This is a genomic window from Streptomyces sp. 1331.2 (assembly GCF_900199205.1).
Lineage (GTDB): Bacteria > Actinomycetota > Actinomycetes > Streptomycetales > Streptomycetaceae > Kitasatospora.
In genome coordinates, this window is the sequence record NZ_OBMJ01000001.1 from 1,650,285 (window position 1) to 1,672,615 (window position 22,331).

The 22,331-nt window shown below is 73.4% G+C and carries 2 protein-coding genes (1 of these 2 only partly in view); both read right to left on the bottom strand.

The window, feature by feature from the left end; translation table 11 throughout:
• Positions 1–7,251 carry an amino acid adenylation domain-containing protein gene (locus CRP52_RS06985; protein WP_097235606.1) on the bottom strand — a complete coding sequence of 2,417 codons (7,251 nt, stop codon included), beginning with the start codon at positions 7,249–7,251 and terminating at the stop codon, positions 1–3.
• Positions 7,251–22,331, bottom strand: the 3' portion of a protein-coding gene (locus CRP52_RS06990) for a non-ribosomal peptide synthetase (RefSeq protein WP_097235607.1). It continues 5,472 nt past the right edge of the window; only the last 15,081 of its 20,553 coding nucleotides appear in the window; the start codon falls outside the window, past its right edge — the gene reads right to left on this strand; it ends in the stop codon at positions 7,251–7,253. The genes CRP52_RS06985 and CRP52_RS06990 overlap by 1 nt, the downstream gene beginning before the upstream one ends.

The following is a 22,331-nucleotide window of genomic DNA, read 5'->3' on the forward strand; positions in this document are numbered from 1 at the left end:
TCACAGCCGCTCCGCGAGGAATTGCCCGATGCGGGCCGTATGGCGGTCGTCCGCCAGCAGATTTCCGTGCGTCGACTCTATCGGGCAGACCTCGACCGAACCACCCACCAGCGGTTGCCACAAGCTGACATCCAGACGGCCCGAGCGGTCGGCTTCCGACTTCTCCTCGGCGGAGACGAAAAGCAGGTCACCGTCGAAGAATCCGGGCCGGAAACGCCGCATGAGCCGGACGTTGTTCACGTACACGTCCTTCAGCGCCAGGATGTCCTGGGCCTCCAGGTGCCGGAGGTTCTGGTTCCCGGTCTGCAGGAACTCACGGAAACGCAGCAGGACCGCCTTCTCGTCTGCTATGAGCTCCGCCTCGTCGAAGGTGAATCCCATGGCCCGCAGGTTGTGCGCGACGACCTCGTGCGGCACCGGCTCCGCGGTGACGGCGTCCGCGGCCGGCGGGTAGGCGTCGAGCAGCGCCAGCAGCGAGACCTGCTCGCCCTCCTGCTGCAGCCGGGTGGCCAGCGCGAAGGCGGTCAGGCCGCCGAAGGACCAGCCCGCCAGCCGGTACGGCCCGGTCGGCTGGACGGAGCGGACCAGCGCGAGGTGGTCCTCCGTCATCTCCTCGACCGAGTCGGGCAGGACGCCCCTGCCGTCGAGCCCGGCGGCCTGGATGCCGTGGACCGGCACGTCGGGGCCGAGGTGGCGGACCAGGCCCGCGTAGCACCAGCTGAAGCCGCCGCCCGGGTGCAGGAAGAACACCGGCGCGGCCGTGCCACGGGCGCGCAGCGGCAGCAGGCGCCGGGTGGCCCGGCCGGCCCCGGCCGCCTCCTCCCCCGGGGCCGCCTCCCCGTCGAGGGCCCGGGCCAGGCCCGCCGGGGTCGGGGTGTCGAAGACGGTACGGACCGGCAGGTCCGCCGCGAGCTCCGCGCGGATCCGGCCGACCAGCCGGGCGGCGAGGAAGGAGTGGCCGCCGAGCTCGAAGAAGTCGTCCTCGGCGCCCACCTCCGCCAGCCCCAGGACCTCGGCGAACAGGGCGCAGAGCGCGAGCTCCCCGGGGGTGGCCGGCGGGCGCGAGCGCTCCTCGTTGCCGCGGTCGGGGGCCGGGAGCGCGGCCCGGTCGAGCTTGCCGTTGGGGGTCAGCGGCAGCGCCGCCAGGACGGTGAAGGTGGCCGGGACCATGTGCTCGGGCAGCCGGCGGGCCAGGTGCGCCCGCAGCTCGCCCGGGAGCGGCCGGGCGCCGTCCTGGGCCACCACGTACCCGGCCAGGCGCCGGTCCCCGGGCCGGTCCTCCCGGACCACCACGGCCGCCTGCGCCACGCCGGGGGCGGCGACCAGGGCGGCCTCGATCTCGCCCGGTTCGATCCGGAAGCCGCGGACCTTGACCTGGGTGTCGGCGCGCCCCAGGTAGAGGAGCTGCCCGTCCGCCGTCCACCGGGCCAGGTCGCCGGTGCGGTACAGCCGGGTGCCGGCCGGGCCCCAGGGGTCGGCGACGAACCGCTCGGCGGTGCGGTCGGGGCGGTGCAGGTAGCCGCGGGCCAGGGCGGCTCCGGCGATGTAGAGCTCCCCGGGGACGCCGGGCGGCACGGGGCGCAGCCGGCCGTCGAGCAGCCGGACCGCTGTGTTGTCGACGGGCCGTCCGATGGGCGCGGTAGGCGCCCAGTCGGCCGGGTCCGCGGGGAGCCGGACGGCCGTGACGACGTGCGTCTCGGCGGGGCCGTAGTGGTTGTGCAGGCGCCGGCCGGGGCGGGCCGCGCAGAACGCCCGGATGGAGCCGTGCGGGGTCAGGGCCTCGCCGGCCTGGACGAGGTCGGTGAGCTCCGGCAGCGCGAGCCGCTGGGCTACGGCCGCCTCGCACACCGCGTCCAGCACCGGGTTGGGCGCGTACAGCTCGTGGACCTGCCGGTCCTGGAGCCAGCGGGCCAGCCGGGCCGGGTCGCGCCGGACGTCCTCCGGGCAGACCACCAGGGTCTTGCCGGCGAGCAGCGCGGAGAGCATCTCCTGCACGGACACGTCGAAGCTGACGGCGGTGAACTGGGCGACCCGGGTGCCGGGGCCGCCCGGCAGCTCCCGGTCGTGCCAGTCCAGCAGGTTGAGCAGGGCGTCGGCCGGCATCACCACCCCCTTGGGGCGGCCGGTCGATCCCGAGGTGTGGATGACGTAGGCGGGGTGGGCGCCGCGGTACGGGGTGGGGCGCTCGGCCGCGGTGAGGTCGGTGTCGGGGTGGGCGGCGAGGGCGGCGAGGACGTCCGGGGAGTCGACCCGCAGCGCCGCCGCCGCGGCCCGGTCCGGGAGAATGCCGACCGGCTCGGCCGTGGTCAGGACGCAGACCGGCCGGGCGTCGTCCAGCATGTGGGCGATCCGGTCGGCCGGGTAGGCCGGGTCCACCGGCAGGTAGCCGGCACCGGTCTTGAGGACCGCGAGCAGGGCGGTGACCAGGTCGACGGACCGGTGCATCACCACCGCGACCAGGCCCTCGGGGCCCGCGCCGCGCTCCCGGAGCAGCCGGGCGAGGCGGTTGGCCCGCGCGTTGAGCTCCCGGTAGCCGACGGCGCCCTCGGGGGCCTCCACCGCCGTGGCGAGCGGGCTGCGGGCGGCGGCGGCCTCGAAGCGGGCGGCGGGCCCGAGGTCCCGGGCGCGGGGGCGGTCGGGGCCGCGGCCCGCCGCCAGCAGCCGGTCCCGTTCGGGGCCGTCGAGCAGGCTCAGTTCGCCCAGGCGGCGCTGCGGGTCGGCGGTCACCTGGTCGAGGAGGCGCAGCAGCCGGTCGACCAGGGCGCGGGCCGTACCGGGGTCGAACAGGTCGGTGCTGAACTCCAGGCCGGCGCCGAGGCCGTCGGGGGTGCCGTCGGGGCCGTGCCGTTCGGCGAAGGAGAGCAGCAGGTCGAACTTGGCCGAGCCGGTGGCGGCGGGCAGCGGTTCGGCGGTGAGACCGGGCAGCCGCAGGCCGCCGTCGGCCGCCGCACTCCGCTGGTCGGTGTTGTTGAAGGTGAGCATGGTCTGGAACAGCGGGTGGCGGGACTGCACCCGCTTGGGGTTGACCGCCTCCACCAGCCGTTCGAAGGGCAGGTCCTGGTGGGCGTAGGCCGCCAGGTCGCTCTCGCGGACCCGGGCGACCAGCTCCTTGAAGGTCGGGTCGCCGGAGGTGTCGGTGCGCAGCACGAGGGTGTTGACGAAGAACCCGACCAGGTCGTCCAGGGCGTCGTCGGTACGGCCGGCGATCGGGGTGCCGAGCGGGATGTCCTCGCCCGCGCCGAGCCGGGTCAGCAGGGCGGCGACGGCGGCCTGCAGCACCATGAACGGGCTGGCCTGGGCGGACCTGGCGAGGCCGCGGATCCGTGCGTACAGCGCCTCCGGGACCTGGTAGAGGACGCGGTCCCCGCGGTGGCTGCCGACGGCGGGCCTGGGCCGGTCGGCGGGCAGCGCCAGTTCCTCCGGCAGGCCGGCCAGGGTCTGCTTCCAGTAGGCGAGTTGGCGTGCGGCCGGGCTGTCCTCGGCGTCCTCGGAGCCGAGCACGGCGCGCTGCCAGAGGCTGTAGTCGGCGTACTGGACGGGCAGCGGCCGCCAGGCGGGGGCGGCGGCGCCGAGGCGGGCCGTGTAGGCGGTGACCAGGTCGCGGGCGAGCAGCGGGACGGACCAGCCGTCACCCGCGATGTGGTGCACCACCAGCAGCAGCACGTGCTCCTCCCGGTCGGCCGATCCGGTGTCGAACAGCCAGGCCCGCAGCGGGAGTTCACGGTCCAGCTCGAAGCCGTGCCCGGCGGCCGCGGCGAGCTCCGCCGCCAGCCGGTCGGCTGCCACGGCGGGGACGAAGGTGAGCTCGGGGCGGGCGTCCGCACCGTGCCGGACGATCTGGTACGGCCCCTCGGCGTCCTCCGCGAAGACGGTGCGCAGCGACTCGTGCCGCTCGGCGACGTCGGCGAGGGCGGCCCGCAGGGCCTCCCGGTCCAGGCTCCCGGTGAGCCGCAGCGCGAAGGGGATGTTGTAGGTGGCGCCGGGCCCTTCGAAGCGGTGCAGGAACCAGAGCCGGCGCTGGGCGAACGAGGCCGGGACGCGCTCCGGCCGGGGCCGGGCCCGCTCCAGGGCCGGCCGGGCGGCGCCGGCCGCGGACAGCGCCCGGGCGAGCGCGGCGGGGGTGGGGTGCTCGAAGAGTCCGCGGACGGCGAGTTCGGCACCGAGCACGGAGCGGACCCGGCCGACCAGCCGGGTGGCGAGCAGCGAGTGGCCGCCCAGCTCGAAGAAGTCATCGTCGATGCCGACCTGCGGCACGCCGAGGAGTTCGGCGAACAGGCCGCACAGGATGGACTCCTGCGGGGTGCGGGGCGCCCGCCGCTGCGCCGCGGCGGCGGGGGCCGCCTCCGCGGTCGGCAGCGCCCGCCGGTCGACCTTGCCGTTGCCGGTCAGCGGCAGCGCGTCGAGGAGCAGGAACGCCCCGGGCACCATGTAGTCGGGCAGTTCGGCGGCGACGTGGGCGCGCAGCGCGGCCGGGGTGGGTTCGGCGTCGCGTTCGGCGACGACGCAGGCGACCAGCCGCTTGTCGCCGGGGCTGGGCTCGCCGGGGTTGGGCTCCTGGAGGGTGACGACGGCCTGGGCGACGTCCGGGTGGCGGCCCAGGACGGCCTCGATCTCGCCGAGTTCGATGCGGAAGCCGCGCAGTTTGACCTGTTCGTCGGCGCGCCCGAGGTAGTCCAGGGTGCCCTCGGGCGTCCACCGGACGAGGTCGCCGGTGCGGTACATCCGGGAGCCGGCCGGGCCGTACGGGTCGGCGACGAAGCGTTCCGCGGTGAGCCCGGGGCGGCGCCAGTAGCCGCGGGCCAGGCCGGCCCCGGCGATGTGCAGTTCGCCCGCCATGCCGCGGGGCACCGGCCGCAGCCCGGCGTCCAGGACCAGCAGCCGGGTGTTGTCCAGCGGGGTGCCGATGGGGACGGCGGCCGGGACGGGGCCGTCGGCGGGCAGCCGGTGCCGGACCGCGAAGGTGGTGGTCTCGGTGGGGCCGTAGCCGTCGACCACGGCCGTGCCGGGGCAGGCCGCCATCACCCGGCGCACCGACGCGGCGGGCACCACGTCGCCGCCGGTCCAGACCTCCCGCACGCCGGCCAGGGCCTCGGGGGCCTCGTCGGCGACGAGTTGGAAGAGGCCGGAGGTCAGCCAGAGCCCGGTCAGCTCGTGCTCGGCGACGAGCTTGCCGAGCACCTCGGTGTCGAGGTCCCCGGGCGGGGCGACGACGGCGGTGCCGCCGGACAGCAGCGGCACCCACAGCTCGTAGGTGGAGGCGTCGAAGGCGTGCGGCGAGTGGACCAGGACCCGCCGGTGGGCGCCGCCCGCGAAGGACCGGTCGTGGGCCAGTTCGAGCACGTCGCGGTGGGTGACGGCGACGCCCTTGGGCGTGCCGGTCGAGCCGGAGGTGTGCATCAGGTAGGCGAGGCGGTCCCCGGCGATGTGCCGCGGCAGCTCCGCCGCAGCGGCCGGGGCAGCCAGCGTGGCCGGGGCGGCGGACGGCCCGCCGTCCTCCTCCACGGTGACCACCGGGCCGGCGTCGAGCTGCGCGGCGCGGCCGGCGTGGCCCCGGTCGGTGAGCACCAGGGCGGTCCCGGCCAGCGCGGCGACCCGGCGCAGCCGGTCCACCGGGTCGCCCTGGCGCAGCGGGACGTAGGCGCCGCCCGCCTTGAGGACGGCGAGCACCGCCACCACCAGCTCCGCCGAGCGGTCCATGAGCAGCGCCACCGGCGACTCGGCCGTCACTCCGAGCCCGGCCAGGCGCAGCGCCAGCGCGTCCGAGCGGGCGTCCAGCGCGGCGTAGTCGTACGCGGTGCTCCCGCACCGTACGGCGATCGCGTCCGGGGTGCGCCGGGCCTGGGCACGGAACGCCTCGGGCAGGCCGCCCGCGGGCACCGGGGTGTCCGCGCCGCGGCCGAGGTCCAGGACGGCCCGGCGCTCGCTTTCGGGGAGCAGGTCCAGCCGGGCCAGCGGCCGGGCGGGCTCGGCGGCGACCGACCGCAGCACCCGGACCAGCCGGTCCATGACGGCGCGGGCCGTCCCGGCGGGGACCAGGTCCGGCTGGTGGTCCAGGCGCAGCCGCAGTCCGCCGCGGCCGACCGCGACCAGGGCGAGCGGGTAGTGGGTGGCGTCGCGGTTGCGGCTGGCGGTGACGGTCACCCCGCGGATGCCGCCGGGCCGGTCGTTCTCGGCGCCGATGTCCACCGGGTAGTTCTCGAACACCATGGTGGTGTCGAAGAGTTCGCCGGCCCCGGCCAGCCGCTGCACCTCGGCCAGGCCGGTGTGCTGGTAGGGCTGGAGCCGGGCCTGCTCCTCCTGAACCCGGCGGACGGTGTCCGGCAGGGACTCCTCGGGCCGCAGGACGACGCGCACCGGCAGGGTGTTGATGAACAGCCCCACCATGGTCTCGATCCCGGGGACCTCCGGCGGCCGGCCGGAGACGGTGCTGCCGAAGACCACGTCGTCCCGGCCGGTCAGCCCGCCCAGGACCACCGCCCAGGCGCCCTGGACCAGCGAGTTGAGGGTCAGGTCCCGCTCCCGGGCGAGGGCGGTCAGCGCCTCGTACGTGTCGCGGTCCAGCTCGGTCTCCAGCCGGCCCGGGACGACCGGGGCGCGCTCCCCCGCCTGCGGGGCGACCAGTGTGGGGCCGTCGAGCCCGGCCAGGGCCGTGCGCCAGGCGGCGAGCGCCGACGCCTTGTCCTGGCCCGCGAGCCACTGCAGGTAGTCGCGGAACGGCCGGACCCCGGGCAGGGCGCGGTCGTCGCCGGCGGCCGCGTACAGGGCGAGGAGTTCGCGCACCAGCATCGGCCGCGACCAGCCGTCCAGCAGGATGTGGTGGTTGGTCAGCACGAAGCGGTGCCGCCGCTCGCCCAGCCGCATCAGGGTGAACCGCATCAGCGGCGGGCGGCCCAGGTCGAACCGGCGCAGCCGGTCCTCCTCCACCGCGCGGTCCGCGGCGGCCGTGCGCTCCACCTCCGGGAGCCCGGTCAGGTCCAGCTCCTCCCAGGGCAGCCGCACCTCGTGCGGGATGAGCTGCACCGGGCGCTGCACGCCCGTGTACCGGAAGGCCGCGCGCAGGTTGGCGTGCCGCCGCAGCAGGGTCCGGCAGGCCGCCCGCAGGGCCTCGGTGTCGAGTGCGCCCTCCAGGTCGATGGCCTGCTGCACGAGGTACACGTCCGGTGCCGCCTCGTCGTACACGCTGTGGAACAGCAGCCCTTCCTGGAGCGGGGCCAGCGGCAGGATGTCCTGCAGTCCGGACTGCGTCGCCATTACCAGGTCCTCCACTCGTCTTCCAGCGATTCGATCTCGTCCTGGCTCAGCAGGCTCAGCGAGACGTCCGAGACGGTCAGCCCGCCCGCGTCGGGACGTTCAGCGTGCTCGGTCAGCGCCCGCAGGGCCTGGAACCACAGGTCGGCCAGCTCCTGGACGTCGGTGCGGCCGAGGATGTCCCGCGCCCAGGTCCAGGTGGCCGCCAGCTCGGGGCCGGCCGGCCCGTCGTTGGTGCGGGCGTTGAGCTCCAGCGGGTGCGCGAGCGGCACCCTCGGGTCGGTGCCGCCGGCGCCGGCTGCGGTGGACAGCACCGTCCAGTCGGGGACGGCGGCGGTGCCCGCGTCCTGCGGGCCCGCGGTGGTGAAGCGGCCCAGGTAGTTGAAGGCCACCTGCGGGCGGGGTAGGTCGGCGAAGCCGGGGGCCGTCGCGGGGTTGAGGTGGCGCACCAGGCCGTAGCCCATGCCCTTGTCCGGCACCGCCCGCAGCTGCTCCTTGATCCGCTTGAGCGCGGTGCCGGCGGCGGGGCCGCCCGCGAAGGCCTCGGCCAGGTCGGCGGCGGCCGGGTCCAGCCGGACCGGGTACAGGCTGGTGAACCAGCCCACCGTGCGGGACAGGTCCGCCCCGCCGACGACCTCCTCCTCGCGGCCGTGGCCCTCCAGGTCGATCAGGGCGGCGTCCGCCGGGCTGCCCCGCCAGCGCGCCCAGGCCAGCGCGAACGCGGCCAGCAGCACGTCGTTGACCTCCGCCTTGAACACCGCGGGCACCCGGGTCAGCACCCGCTCGGTCACCTCCGTCGGCAGGGTCACCGTCAGGTGCTCCGCCGTCGCGTAGGTGTCCCGCTCCGGGTCCAGGGCCCGCCGGCCGATCCGCGGGTCACCGGGCCGCAGCACCTGCTGCCACCAGCCGGCCTCCGCCGCCCGGGCGGGCTTCGCCGCCTCCTCGGAAAGCCGCTGCGACCAGCGCCGCAGCGAGGTGCCGACGGCCTGCAGCTGCGGCCGGTGCCCGGCGCTCACGGCGCGGTACGCCTCCGCCAGGTCGGGCACCAGGATCCGCCAGGACACCCCGTCGACGACCAGGTGGTGGACGATCAGCAGCAGGAGCCCGGGCAGTTCGCGGCCGCGGTCGAACCGGACGGCCTGGACGACGCTCCCGGAGGCCAGGTCGAGCCGTTCGCGGGCGGCCCGCGTCTCGCGGGCCACCAGGTCCCGCTGCGCCTGCTCGTCCAGCCCGGTCGCGTCGACGTGGCGGACCAGCGCGGCCGAGTCCACGGCACCCGGTGCGCGGATCTCCAGCCGCCGCCCGGGCGCCGGGGAGAGCCGGGCCCGCAGGGCGTCGTGGTGGTCGATCAGGGCCCCGACGGCCGCCGCCAGGTGCTCCGGGCTCAGCGAGGCCGGGACCTGCACCAGTCGGGACTGGTTGTACTGGTCGGCGGGGCCGCCGCGTTCGAGGAACCAGTGCATGATCGGCGTGAGCGGCACCTCGCCGACGCCGGCGCCCGGCTCCTCGGCGGGCGTGCCGCCGGTCTCCCGGACGACCTCGGCCAGGGCGGCCACCGTCCGCTGCTCGAAGACGTCGCGCACCGACAGTTCGAGTCCGGCCCGGCGGGCCCGGCTGACCAGCTGGATCGACATGATGCTGTCGCCGCCGAGGTCGAAGAAGCTGTCGTCGATACCGACCCCGGCTCCGGTCCCGGCCCCGACCCCTGCCCCGGTCCCGGGCCCGTCCAGGCCCAGCACCTCGGCGAACAGGGCGCACAGCGCCTTCTCGCGCTCGGTGCGCGGCCCGCGCCCGCCGCTGCCGTCCCGGTCGGTCCCGTACGCGGGCGCGGGCAGGGCCCGCCGGTCGAGCTTGCCGTTCAGGGTGAGCGGCAGGGTGTCCAGCACGACCACGGCCGAGGGCACCATGTAGTCCGGCAGAGCGGCGGCGGCGCGGGCGCGCACGGCGGCGGCGTCGACCGGCGCCCCGGCGGCCGGGACGACGTACGCCACCAGGCGCTTGTCGCCGGGCCGGTCCTCGCGCAGCACCACGGCCGCCTGGGCGACCTCGTCGGGGGCGGCGAGCACCGCCTCGACCTCGCCGGGCTCGATCCGGAAGCCGCGCAGCTTCACCTGGTCGTCGACGCGGCCGAGGAACTCCAGCCGCCCGTCGCCGAGTCGGCGCACCACGTCGCCGGTGCGGTACATCCGCTCGCCGCCGGCCCCGCCGCCGGCCTCGCCGCCGCCGGTGAACGGGTCGGCGACGAACCGCTGGGCAGTGAGCCCGGCCCGGCCCAGGTAGCCGCGGGCGACACCGGCACCGCCGATGTACAGCTCGCCCGCGACGCCCGGTGGCACCGGCCGCAGCCGCGCGTCCAGGACGTACACCCGGGTGTTCCACAGCGGCCGGCCGATCGGGACGACCGCCTCCGGCACCTCCTGCGGCGTCCGCAGCGGGTTGACCGTGGAGAACACCGTCGTCTCGGTCGGCCCGTACTCGTTGGCCACCACGGTGCCGGGGCAGGCCTCCAGCACCCGCCGCACGGCGCCCGGGGAGACCACGTCACCACCGGCCCAGATCTCCCGCACGCCCCGGAAGCACTCGGGCCGCTCCTCCGCGAGCACCCGGAACAGGCCGGCGCTGACGAACAGTCCGGTCACCCCGCCCTCGGCGATCGCGGTCGCGAGGTCACCGGCGTCGAGCCGCCCGGCGGGGGCCACCACGACGGTGCCGCCGGTCAGCAGCGGGGTCCAGATCTCGAAGGTGGAGGCGTCGAAGGCGTACGGGGAGTGCATCAGCACCCGCTCGTGGTGGCCGCCGCGCCAGTACCGGTCCGCCGCCAGGTGCACCACGTTGTGGTGGGTGTTGCCGACGCCCTTCGGGGTGCCGGTCGAGCCCGACGTGTACATGACGTAGACCAGTTGCCCGGCGTCCGTGGCCACCCCCGGATCGGTGGCCGGCTCGGCCGCCAGGTCGAGCGCGCCCTGCGGCCCCACCCGCAGCACCGGGACGTCCACGGCGAAGCCGACGGCCTCCGGGGCCCGGTCGGTCAGCAGGACCACCGCCGCGGTGTCCCGCAGGATGAACTCCGAACGGACCGCAGGCTGGTGCGGGTCGATCGGCACGTACGCGCCGCCGGCCTTCAGCACGGCGAGCGTCGAGACCACCAGCTCCGCCGAACGCTCCTGGAGGACGGCGACCCGGCTCTCGGCGCCCACGCCGAGGCCGATCAGGTGGTGGGCGAGCCGGTTGGCCCGCTCGTTCAGCTCCCGGTAGGTGACCGGCCCGTCGGCGCCCGCGAGGGCCACCGCCTCGGGGCGGGCCGCCGCGTGCTCCTCGAAGAGCACGTGCACCGGCGTCCGGTCGCGGTGCTCGACGGCCGTGTCGTTCCACTCCACCAGGATCCGGCGCCGCTCGTCGGCGTCCAGGACCTCCACCGCGCCGATCCGGGCGTCCGGGTCGTCGGCCAGGGCCGCCAGGACGCGGACGAAGCGGTCGGCGATGCTCCGGGCGGTGGCGTGGTCGAACAGCTCGGTGCTGAAGTCCAGCGCGCCGGTGAGGAGCGGGGTGCGGTGGTCGGTGTCGCTGGTGTGCTCGGCGAGTTCGAAGGAGAGGTCGAACTTCGCGGAGGGCGCGCCGAGCGGGCGGCCGGTCACGGTGAGGCCGGCGGGAGCGCCGGGGGCGGCACCGCGGGAAGCGGTCTCCCGGGCGCCGCTGTCGAAGCTGAGCGCCGTCTGGAAGAGCGGGTGCCGGGCGAGCGAGCGCTCCGGGTTCACCGCCTCCACCAGGCGCTCGAACGGCAGGTCCTGGTGCGCGTACGCCTCCAGGTCCCGGGCCCGGACACGCTCGATCAGCTCGGCGAAGGTCGGGTCGCCGGAGGTGTCGGTGCGCAGGACGAGGGTGTTGACGAAGAAGCCGACCAGGTCGTCCAGGGCATCGTCGGTACGGCCCGCAATCGGGGTACCGAGCGGGATGTCCTCGCCCGCTCCGAGCCGGGTCAGCAGCGCGGCCAGCGCCGCCTGCAGCACCATGAACAGACTCGCCCGCTGCTCGCGCGCCACCCGGACCAGGCGCTCGTGCAGGCCGTCGGGGAAGGCGAAGGTCACCCGGTCGCCCCGGTAGGAGGCGGTGGCCGGCCGCGGCCGATCGAAGGGCAGCGCCAGCTCCTCCGGAAGGTCGGCCAACGCCCGCTTCCAGTAGGCGAGTTGGCGCGAAACCTCGCTGTCCTGGTCGTCCTCCGACCCCAACAGCTCGCGCTGCCAGAGGCCGTAGTCCGCGTACTGCACCGGCAGCGCCGCCCACGCGGGGGAGGCACCCGCCACGGCCTGCGCCGTGTAGGCGGCCGTCAGATCGCGGACCAGGACACCGCGCGACCAGGCGTCGCCCGCGATGTGGTGGGTCAGCAGCAGGAGCGTGCTGCGCTCCCGGCCCTCGCCGCCCGGCTCCGGCGGGAGCCTGAACAGCGCGGCCCGCAGCGGGACCTCCCGGGCCAGGTCGAAGACGTACCCGGCCGCGCGCCGCATCAGCCGGTCCACGACCGCGTCGTCATCGTCGTCCAGCTGCTCGACGGCCAACGGGACCGGCGCCTGCTCCGGCGCCAGCACCACCTGGTAGGCGACACCGTCGGCGTCCTCGGCGAAGACCGTCCGCAGGCTCTCGTGGCGGGCCACGACATCGGCCAGCGCCCGGCGAAGCGCCTCCACGTCCACCGGGCCGGTCAGGTTCAGCGAGACCGGCATGTTGTAGGCCTCGCTGGGGCCCTCCAGGTGCTGGAGGAACCAGAGACGCTGCTGGGCGTGCGACAGCGGCACCCGGGCCGGCCTGACCGCGCGGACCACCCGGCTGCGCGAACCGGCCCCCGCGTCCAGTGCGGTGGCGAGCTCGGCGACCGTCGAGGCCTCGAAGACCTGTCGGACGGCGAGTTCCACGTCCAGCACCGTGCGGATGCGGCTGACCAGACGGGTGGCGAGCAGGGAGTGCCCGCCGAGCTGGAAGAAGTCGTCGTCGATGGAGACCGACTCCACGCCCAGGGTCTCGGCGAACAGCCCGCACAGGATCTCCTCGCGCGGCGATCGCGGCGCCCGGCCCACCGACTCCGCCGCGTACTGCGGAGCGGGCAGAGCACGCCGGTCCAGCTTGCCGTTCGGCGTCAACGGGAACGCGTCCAGCACGACGAACGCCGACGGCACCATGTACTCCGGCAGCCGGCCCGCGGCCAGCGCCCGCAGGTCGGCGGCCACCGGATTCGACGCCACGACGTAGGCGACCAGGCGCCTGTCACCGGGGCGGTCCTCGCGCACCAGCACCGCCGCCTGGGCCACGCCCGGGTGAGCGGCCAGCACGGCCTCGATCTCACCCAGTTCGATACGGAAACCGCGCAGCTTCACCTGGTCGTCGACCCGCGACAGGTACTCCAGCTCCCCATCCCGCGTCCACCGCGCCAGGTCACCCGTGCGGTACATCCGCGCACCGGGCACACCGAACGGGTCCGCGACGAAGCGCCCGGCCGTCAGCTCCGGACGGCGCCAGTAGCCGCGCACCACCCCGTCCCCGGCGATGTACAACTCGCCCGGCACACCCGCCGGCACCGGACGCAGACCCGAATCCAGCACGTACACCCGGGTGTTCGCGATCGGACGACCGATCCTCGGCGACACCGCCACCGACTCGGGTACGTCCCATGCAGTCGACCACACCGTCGTCTCGGTCGGGCCGTACATGTTCGTCACCGACACCGCACGACCCGCCAACTCGGTTGCCAGGTCCGACGGCAGGGCCTCACCGCCGACCAGCACCCGCAGGCGCTCCACCACCGAAGCGTCCTGCGCCAGCACCGCCCGCCACAGACTCGGCGTCGCCTGCATCACCGACACACCCGAGGACCCCGCCAGCGCACACAACGCCACCGGATCCCGCACCACATCCCGAGCAGCCACCACCACCGCAGCACCACTCAGCAACGGCACGAACAACTCCAGGCCCGCGATGTCGAAACCGACCGTCGTCACCGCCAACAGCCGATCCCCCACCCCCAGACCCAACCGATCCCGCATCGCCAACAAGAAGTTCACCAACGACCCCTGCGGAACCACCACACCCTTCGGCCGCCCCGTCGAACCCGACGTATAGATCACATACGCCGACCCGGACGATGGTGCCGGAACCATCGGTTCGGGCCTCGGAGCAGAGCCCATGGGAGCGTCCAGGAGCACGCACTCCACCGACAACTCGGGGAGCTCGCCCAGCAGTTCGCTCGTGGTCAGCACCAACACCGGATCCGCGTCCGCCAGCATGAACGCCAGCCGCTCCACCGGGTACTCCGTGTCCAACGGCAGATACGCCGCCCCCGCCTTCCACACCGCCAACAGCGCCACCACCAGATCCACCGACCTCGGCAACGCCACCGCCACGAACCGCTCCGGCCCCGCACCACGCGACACCAGCAACCCGGCCAACCGCTCCGCACGCGCATCCAACTCCGCATACGACAACGACACTTCACCGGCCACCACCGCCACCGCACCCGGCGACGCCGCCACCCGCTCCGCGAACAACTCCACCACCGAACGACCCGGCACCACACACGCCGTCTCGTTCCACCCCTCCACCACCAGACCCGCCTCGACCTCGCCCAACAGGTCGATCCGGTCGAGCGGAAGGTCCGGGGCGTCCACCATGCCCTGCAGCAGTCGCAGGTAACGCGCGCCAAGGGCCTCGACGGTGGTCCGGTCGAAGAGGTCCGTGCTGTACTCCAGCACGCCGTTCAGCGCACCGTCCGCCCCGGACTGCTCCGCAAAGGCGAAGGACAGGTCGAACTTGCCTACGCCCGTCTCGGCGACGGCCCGGGAGACGGTGAGCCCCGGCAGCTGCTGGGCACTCCGGTCGATCGCGGCCTCGTCGGTGTTGTTGAACGCCAGCAGCACCTGGAACAGCGGGTGCCGGGCGAGCGAGCGCTCCGGATTCACCGCCTCCACCAGCCGCTCGAACGGCAGGTCCTGGTGCGCGTAGGCCTCCAGGTCCCGGGTACGGACGCGCTCGATGAGCGTGCGGGCGGACGGCCGGCCCGAGGTGTCCGTGCGGAGGACGAGGGTGTTGATGAACACGCCGATGAGCTGGTCGAGCGCGTCGTCGGTCCGGCCGGCGATCGGCGTGCCGATCGCGATGTCCTCGCCCGCGCCGAGCCGGGTCAGCAGCGCGGCCAGCGCGGCCTGGAGCACCATGAACGGGCTCGACTGGGTGTGCCGCGCCAGCGCGACCACCCGCTCGTACAGGGCACCCGGCACCTCGAACGGGATCCGCTCACCCCGGTAGGACGCCACGGCCGGCCGCGGCCGGTCGAAGGGCAGCTCCAGCTGGTCCGGAAGCCCGGCCAACGCATGCTTCCAGTAGGCGAGTTGGCGGGATATCTCGCTCTCGGGGTCGTCCTCCGCACCCAGCGTCTCGCGCTGCCACAGGCTGAAGTCGGCGTACTGCACGGGCAACGCCTGCCACGCCGGGGCCTCGCCCGCGACACGCGCCGCGTACGCCGCCGTCAGGTCCCGCGCCAGCGGACCACGCGACCACGCATCACTCACGATGTGGTGCAGGAGGAGCAGTAGCACGTGCTCGTCCGTCGAGACGGCGAACAGTGTGGCACGCAGGGGAAGTTGACCCGACGCGACCGACAGGTCGAAGCCCTGGCGGGCGGCTTCGTGCAGTCGCAGTCCGACCTCCTCCGGGGTCACCGTCACGACGGGCAGCTCCGGCCGGGCCTCGTCCACGGCTCGGACGACCTGGCTGGCGCCTTCGGCGTCCTCGGCGAAGACGGTGCGCAGGCTCTCGTGGCGGGCGACGACGTCGGCCAGGGCCAGCCGCAGGGCTTCTCGGTCCAGCGGACCGTGCAGCCGCAGCGCCACCGGGATGTTGTAGGTGGCGTTGGGGCCCTCGAACTGGTGGAGGAACCAGAGCCGCTGCTGGGCGTAGGAGAGCGGAATCCGCTCCGGGCGCGGCATGACGGCGGTGAGGGCCGGACGCACGCTGTTGTCCGCCCGGTCGATGGCTCCCGAGAGGCCTACGACAGTTCGCGTCTCGAAGAGTTGACGGATCGGCAGTTCCACGTCCAGGACGCTGCGGATGCGGCTGACCAGGCGGGTGGCGAGGAGGGAGTGCCCGCCGAGACGGAAGAAGTCGTCGTCGATCGAGACGGACTCCACCCCCAGAGTCTGCGCGAACAGACCGCACAGCACCTCCTCACGCGGGGAACGCGCCGAACGGCCGGTAGCGTGCTGCAGGCCGTAGTCCGGGGCCGGCAGCGCACGGCGGTCCAGCTTGCCGTTCACCGTCAGCGGCAGCACGTCCAGCTCCACGAACGCCGACGGCACCATGTACTCCGGCAACCGGCCCGCCACGAACTCCCGCAGACCCTCCACCGAACCGGACGCCACGACATACGCCACCAGACGCTTGTCACCCGGCTCGTCCTCCCGCACCACCACCGCAGCCCGCGCCACACCCTCGTGCGCGACGACCGCGGCCTGCACCTCACCCAACTCGATCCGGAAACCCCGAACCTTCACCTGATCGTCAACCCGGCCCACATACACCAGCTGACCATCCGCATTCCACCGCGCCACATCACCCGTGCGATACATCCGCGCACCCGGACCACCGAACGGATCCGCGACAAAACGCTCCGCCGTCAGATCCGGCCGACCCCAATAACCACGCGCCAGCACCACACCCGCGACATACAACTCACCCGCAACCCCCGGCGGCACCAGACGCAAATCCCCATCCAGCACATACGCCCGCGTATTCCAGAACGGCCGCCCAATCGGCACCGGACCCGAACCGACGATCTGCCCCGGCTCGATCCGGAAATCCGTGCAATTGACCGTCGCCTCCGTCGGCCCATACGCATTCACCACCACCACACCCGGATGCAACCCCCGCCACGAATCCAGCGCCTCACCCACCAACGCCTCACCACCCGTGACCAACATCCCCGACGCCGACACCCCCGCCGGCAACACCTCCAACAACCCCAAATGCGACGGCGTCACCTTCATGAACGACGGACGACCCCACACCCCCGCCCGCTCATCCAACTCCGCCAGCACCACACACCCACCACTCACCAACGGCGCATACAAACCCGTCACCGACAGATCAAACGCCACCGACGAATGCAACAACGACAACCCCGCCGCATCCCCATACACCTCACGAGCACGCACCAAATACGCACCCACCGAACGATGCTCAACCACCACACCCTTCGGCCGCCCCGTCGAACCCGACGTGAAAATCACATACACCGGATGCGACAACGACAACCCCACCCGACGATCCCCATCCGACACCGGCCCATCCGAAAAACCGGACACACCAGCCAGAACCGCCGGGTCATCGATCACCAACACCGGACGCGCATCACCCAAAACCTGCGCCACCCGCTCCGCCGGCGCCCCCGCATCCACCGGCACATACGCACCACCGGCCTTCACCACCCCCAGCAACGCCACCACCAACTCCACTGACCGCGGCAACACCACCCCCACGAACGACTCCGCGCCCACCCCCCGCGCGATCAGCCACCGAGCCACCCGGTTCGACCACGCATCCAACTCCCGATACGTCAACGACCGGGCATCCGCCACCACCGCCACCGCATCCGGCGTCCGCTCCACCTGCTCCGCAAACAACACCGGCAACGACACCCCACGCACCTCACGCGACGCACCGTTCCACCCCACCAACACCCGCTCACGCTCACCCACAACAAACACATCCACCCCACCGACCCGACCCTGCGGATCAGCAGCCAACGCCGACAGAACCCCGACGAAACGCTCCACCAGCGCCTCCGCCGTCCCCCGGTCGAACACATCCGTGCTGAAGTCCAGGGCACCTCCGCCCTCCGACAGGCGGAAGGAGAGGTCGAACTTGGCGGACCCGCCGTCCAGCGGGTGGCCTGTCACGGTCAGACCGGGCAGGGAGGCGACCGCGGACGCGGCGCCCTGGTCGGTGTTGTTGAGGACCAGCATGGTCTGGAAGAGCGGGTGCCGGGCGAGCGAGCGCTCCGGGTTCACCGCCTCCACCAACCGCTCGAACGGCAGGTCCTGGTGCGCGTACGCCTCCAGGTCCCGGGCCCGGACACGCTCGATCAACTCCGCGAAGGTCGGGTCACCCGACACATCCGTCCGCAGCACCAGCGTGTTCACGAAGAAGCCGACCAGGTCGTCCAGCGCGTCATCCGTCCGACCGGCGATCGGCGTGCCCAGCGGGATGTCGTCCCCCGCCCCCAGCCGGCTCAACAGCGCCGCCAACCCCGCCTGCAGCACCATGAACAGACTCGCCCGCTGCTCGCGCGCCACCCGGACCAGGTCCTCGTGCAGGCCGTCGGGGAAGGCGAAGGTCACCCGGTCGCCCCGGTAGGAGGCGGTGGCCGGCCGCGGCCGGTCGAAGGGCAGCGCCAGCTCCTCCGGAAGGTCGGCCAACGCCCGCTTCCAGTAGGCGAGTTGGCGCGAAACCTCGCTGTCCTGGTCGTCCTCCGACCCCAGCAGCTCGCGCTGCCAGAGGCCGTAGTCCGCGTACTGCACCGGCAGCGCCTGCCAGGCCGGCGCCTCCCCCGCGACTCGCGCCGTGTAGGCGGCTGCCAGGTCACGGGCCAGCGGGCCCATCGACCAGGCGTCGCCCGCGATGTGATGGACGACCGCCAGCAGGACGTGTTCCTGCTCGCCGAGCTCGAACAGCCAAGCCCTCAGCGGCAGATCACTGGTCAGGTCGAACGGCGTCCTGGTCGCGCGCTTCAGCTCCTCGTCCAAGTCGTCGGCGCCGACGCCGACCACCTGGAACCCGATCTCGGCGGCACGCTCGGCATCGAGAACGACCTGGTACGGGCCGCCCTCCTCGCCGTCCTCGGCGAAGACGGTCCGCAGGCTCTCGTGGCGGGCCACGACATCGGCCAGCGCCCGGCGAAGCGCCTCCACGTCCAGGGAGCCGGAAAGCCGCAGCGCCACGGGGACGTTGTAGGTCGCGCTCGGGCCCTCGAACTGGTGCAGGAACCAGAGCCGCTGCTGGGCGAGCGAGAGCGGCAGGCGCTCCGGTCGCCGCTCGACGGCACGGAGCGGGAGGCGTCCGGCGGCCCCCGCGTCCAGCGCGACGGCCAGGCGGGCGATAGTGGGGGCCTCGAAGACCTGTCGGACGGCGAGTTCCACGTCCAGCACCGTGCGGATGCGGCTGACCAGACGGGTGGCGAGCAGGGAGTGCCCGCCGAGCTGGAAGAAGTCGTCGTCGATGGAGACCGACTCCACGCCCAGGGTCTCGGCGAACAGCCCGCACAGGATCTCCTCGCGCGGCGATCGCGGCGCCCGGCCCACCGACTCCGCCGCGTACTGCGGAGCGGGCAGAGCACGCCGGTCCAGCTTGCCGTTCGGCGTCAACGGGAACGCGTCCAGCACGACGAACGCCGACGGCACCATGTACTCCGGCAGCCGGCCCGCGGCCAGCGCCCGCAGGTCGGCGGCCACCGGATTCGACGCCACGACGTAGGCGACCAGGCGCCTGTCACCGGGGCGGTCCTCGCGCACCAGCACCGCCGCCTGGGCCACGCCCGGGTGAGCGGCCAGCACGGCCTCGATCTCACCCAGTTCGATACGGAAACCGCGCAGCTTCACCTGGTCGTCGACCCGCGACAGGTACTCCAGCTCCCCATCCCGCGTCCACCGCGCCAGGTCACCCGTGCGGTACATCCGCGCACCGGGCACACCGAACGGGTCCGCGACGAAGCGCCCGGCCGTCAGCTCCGGACGGCGCCAGTAGCCGCGCACCACCCCGTCCCCGGCGATGTACAACTCGCCCGGCACACCCGCCGGCACCGGACGCAGACCCGAATCCAGCACGTACACCCGGGTGTTCGCGATCGGACGACCGATCCTCGGCGACACCGCCACCGACTCGGGTACGTCCCATGCAGTCGACCACACCGTCGTCTCGGTCGGGCCGTACATGTTCGTCACCGACACCGCACGACCCGCCAACTCGGTTGCCAGGTCCGACGGCAGGGCCTCACCGCCGACCAGCACCCGCAGGCGCTCCACCACCGAAGCGTCCTGCGCCAGCACCGCCCGCCACAGACTCGGCGTCGCCTGCATCACCGACACACCCGAGGACCCCGCCAGCGCACACAACGCCACCGGATCCCGCACCACATCCCGAGCAGCCACCACCACCGCAGCACCACTCAGCAACGGCACGAACAACTCCAGGCCCGCGATGTCGAAACCGACCGTCGTCACCGCCAACAGCCGATCCCCCACCCCCAGACCCAACCGATCCCGCATCGCCAACAAGAAGTTCACCAACGACCCCTGCGGAACCACCACACCCTTCGGCCGCCCCGTCGAACCCGACGTATAGATCACATACGCCGACCCGGACGATGGTGCCGGAACCATCGGTTCGGGCCTCGGAGCAGAGCCCATGGGAGCGTCCAGGAGCACGCACTCCACCGACAACTCGGGGAGCTCGCCCAGCAGTTCGCTCGTGGTCAGCACCAACACCGGATCCGCGTCCGCCAGCATGAACGCCAGCCGCTCCACCGGGTACTCCGTGTCCAACGGCAGATACGCCGCCCCCGCCTTCCACACCGCCAACAGCGCCACCACCAGATCCACCGACCTCGGCAACGCCACCGCCACGAACCGCTCCGGCCCCGCACCACGCGACACCAGCAACCCGGCCAACCGCTCCGCACGCGCATCCAACTCCGCATACGACAACGACACTTCACCGGCCACCACCGCCACCGCACCCGGCGACGCCGCCACCCGCTCCGCGAACAACTCCACCACCGAACGACCCGGCACCACACACGCCGTCTCGTTCCACCCCTCCACCACCAGACCCGCCTCGACCTCGCCCAGGAGATCGATGGAGCCGATGGGTGCCGACGGCTCGGCCACCGCGGCGGCCGCCAGGCGGAGGAGCCGGTCGATGAGGGTGCGTGCCGTCACGTGCTCGAACAGGTCGGTGCTGTACTCCAGCACGCCGGCGAGCCCGTTCACCCGGCCCTGTCCGTCGTACTGCTCGCTGAAGCCGAAGGCCAGGTCGAACTTGGCGGCCGAGGTGTCGACCGACTGCCGGGCGACCGTGAGCCCGGGCAGGCCGTCGAGGGAGTCCAGGGCGCCCTGGTAGTCGGTGTTGTTGAAGGTCAGCAGCACCTGGAACAGCGGGTGCCGGGCGAGTGAGCGCTCCGGATTCACCGCCTCCACCAGCCGCTCGAACGGCAGGTCCTGGTGCGCGTAGGCGCGGAGGCTGGTCTCGCGGACCCGGTCGACCAGCTCGCCGAACGAGGGGTTGCCCGAGGTGTCCGTGCGGAGGACGAGGGTGTTGATGAACACGCCGATGAGCTGGTCGAGCGCGTCGTCGGTCCGGCCGGCGATCGGCGTGCCGATCGCGATGTCCTCGCCCGCGCCGAGCCGGGTCAGCAGCGCGGCCAGCGCGGCCTGGAGCACCATGAACGGGCTCGACTGGGTGTGCCGCGCCAGCGCGACCACCCGCTCGTACAGGGCACCCGGCACCTCGAACGGGATCCGCTCACCCCGGTAGGACGCCACGGCCGGCCGCGGCCGGTCGAAGGGCAGCTCCAGCTGGTCCGGAAGCCCGGCCAACGCATGCTTCCAGTAGGCGAGTTGGCGGGATATCTCGCTCTCGGGGTCGTCCTCCGCACCCAGCGTCTCGCGCTGCCACAGGCTGAAGTCGGCGTACTGCACGGGCAACGCCTGCCACGCCGGGGCCTCGCCCGCGACACGCGCCGCGTACGCCGCCGTCAGGTCCCGCGCCAGCGGACCACGCGACCACGCATCACTCACGATGTGGTGGGTCAGGACGAGCAGGACGTGGTCCTCGACCGAGAGGGCGAGGAGCGTCGCCCGGAACGGGATCTCCCGAGCCAGGTCGAAGGGGCGGGCTGCCGCCTCGGCCAGCCGATCCGCCAGCTGTGCCTCGTCCGTCTCCACGATGTCCAGGGGCAGGTGGACTTCCTCGAACGGAAGGACGAGCTGGCCGGCCCCTTTGGCGTCCTCGGCGAAGACGGTGCGCAGGCTCTCGTGGCGGGCGACGACGTCGGCCAGGGCCAGCCGCAGGGCTTCTCGGTCCAGCGGACCGTGCAGCCGCAGCGCCACCGGGGCGTTGTAGGTGGCGTTGGGGCCCTCGAACTGGTGGAGGAACCAGAGCCGCTGCTGGGCGTAGGAGAGCGGAATCCGCTCCGGGCGCGGCATGACGGCGGTGAGGGCCGGACGCACGCTGTTGTCCGCCCGGTCGATGGCTCCCGAGAGGCCTACGACAGTTCGCGTCTCGAAGAGTTGACGGATCGGCAGTTCCACGTCCAGGACGCTGCGGATGCGGCTGACCAGGCGGGTGGCGAGGAGGGAGTGCCCGCCGAGACGGAAGAAGTCGTCGTCGATCGAGACGGACTCCACCCCCAGAGTCTGCGCGAACAGACCGCACAGCACCTCCTCACGCGGGGACCGCGGCATCCGGCCCACCGCCTCCACCACGTACTGCGGGGCCGGCAGCGCACGGCGGTCCAGCTTGCCGTTCACCGTCAGCGGCAGCACGTCCAGCTCCACGAACGCCGACGGCACCATGTACTCCGGCAACCGGCCCGCCACGAACTCCCGCAGACCCTCCACCGAACCGGACGCCACGACATACGCCACCAGACGCTTGTCACCCGGCTCGTCCTCCCGCACCACCACCGCAGCCCGCGCCACACCCTCGTGCGCGACGACCGCGGCCTGCACCTCACCCAACTCGATCCGGAAACCCCGAACCTTCACCTGATCGTCAACCCGGCCCACATACACCAGCTGACCATCCGCATTCCACCGCGCCACATCACCCGTGCGATACATCCGCGCACCCGGACCACCGAACGGATCCGCGACAAAACGCTCCGCCGTCAGATCCGGCCGACCCCAATAACCACGCGCCAGCACCACACCCGCGACATACAACTCACCCGCAACCCCCGGCGGCACCAGACGCAAATCCCCATCCAGCACATACGCCCGCGTATTCCAGAACGGCCGCCCAATCGGCACCGGACCCGAACCGACGAT